The organism is Streptomyces sp. NPDC005899 (genome assembly GCF_040629645.1).
Taxonomy (GTDB): domain Bacteria; phylum Actinomycetota; class Actinomycetes; order Streptomycetales; family Streptomycetaceae; genus Streptomyces.
In genome coordinates this window covers 1-1,306 of record NZ_JBEXWB010000688.1, presented here as the reverse complement: position 1 = coordinate 1,306, position 1,306 = coordinate 1, and the positions used below count along the sequence as shown (strand labels likewise).

The following is a 1,306-nucleotide window of genomic DNA, read 5'->3' as shown; positions in this document are numbered from 1 at the left end:
GCCCCGGGGTGCCACGACGTGCGGGCGTGGGGGGTCACCGGACACCCGGTGACCGCCCTCGCACACGTCTGCCCTTGCACACGTCTGCCCTTGCACACGTCTGCCCGACCGCCGGCCGACCTCGGGCCCGACCATCGGGCCTCCGCCGACGTGGACGCGCACGAAACACGTTGGCGGACCACGGCGGCCGCTGCTAGGTTTCCGGAGGCCGTGCAGGAGAGCGAGGAGGTGGTACCCGTGAACGTATCGACGTGGGTGCTCCCCTCCGGGGTCACGGTCGGGCGATAGGTCGTCCGGGAGCGCCGTTCCCTGGCATTCCCGGAAGGCACGACCATGCGCTTCACCTCCCGGCAGCGTCTCGACGACGCTGTCCTTGAACGCGAATTCGTTCTCGGTGACATCCCCGGCATCCTGTGGACGCCCGAATCCGCATCCGTACCAGCGTCCGCGCCCGCATCGGCGTCTGCATCCCCATCCGTATCAGCGTCTGCGCCCGCATCAGCGTCTGCGCCCGTATCCCCATGGCCGCCGTCCGCGTCCGCATCCGCGCCGACGCCGCTGATCCTGCTCAGCCCCCCTCCTCTCGGGCTGCGCAGGACCTACCCCCGGCTGGTGGCCCGGGCCCGCCATTCCGCGGCGCAGGGCTTCGCCACGGCCACCATCGAGCTCCCCGGAAGCGGCGACCGGCCCCGCCTGCCCGGCGCCGAGCAGGCCCGCGCCGACCTGCGCCGGGCCATGGGGGCCGGCGAGCCGGTCACCGACGAGATCATCGACGCCCTCATCCTCCCCCTCGTCGACCAGGCGGTCCCGGAGTGGCAGACCGCCCTGGACGCCCTCCTGTCGCTGCCCGGGATCGGCGGCCCGGTCGGGTACTCGGGGGGAGTGATCTCCGTCGGGACCCGGCTGGCGGTGGTCGAGCCGCGCATCTCGGCCGCCGTCCTGTTCGCCGGGAGTTTCGTCCCCCGCACCACGCTGGAGGAGGCCCGCCGGGTCACCGTCCCCCTGCACGTCCTGCTGCAGTGGGACGACGAAGGCAACGACCGGCAGGCGGCCCTCGACCTGTTCGACGCCTTCGGCTCCGAGGAGAAGACGCTCCACGCCAACATGGGCGGGCACACCGGCGTCCCGCAGTACGCGGGGGACGCGGCGGCCCAGTTCTTCACCCGGCACCTGAAGTGACACCGGGCCGTCAGGCCACCGGCGGACGGTAGCGGTGCCGGCCAGGACGCTGCTCGTCCACGGACAGGTCCCGGCCCTCCGCGTCTCGCTGCGGCGCGGGGCCCCGCCGGACTCCCGGCGGGGCCCC

At 73.6% G+C, this 1,306-nt stretch carries 1 protein-coding gene; it reads left to right on the top strand.

Going from position 1 to position 1,306, the window contains the following annotated elements; all coding sequences use genetic code 11:
• The first annotated feature begins 333 nt into the window (after positions 1 to 333).
• The gene (locus ABZ371_RS32670; protein ID WP_358686573.1) at positions 334 to 1,179 is read left to right on the top strand and encodes an alpha/beta hydrolase; all 846 of its coding nucleotides are present in this window, start codon (positions 334 to 336) and stop codon (positions 1,177 to 1,179) included.
• Positions 1,180 to 1,306 lie beyond the last annotated feature (127 nt).

Coding starts and splice junctions, on each gene's coding strand:
- ABZ371_RS32670 (WP_358686573.1), top strand. CDS start 334: ATGCGCTTCACCTCCCGGCAGCGTCTCGACGACGCTGTCCTTGAACGC.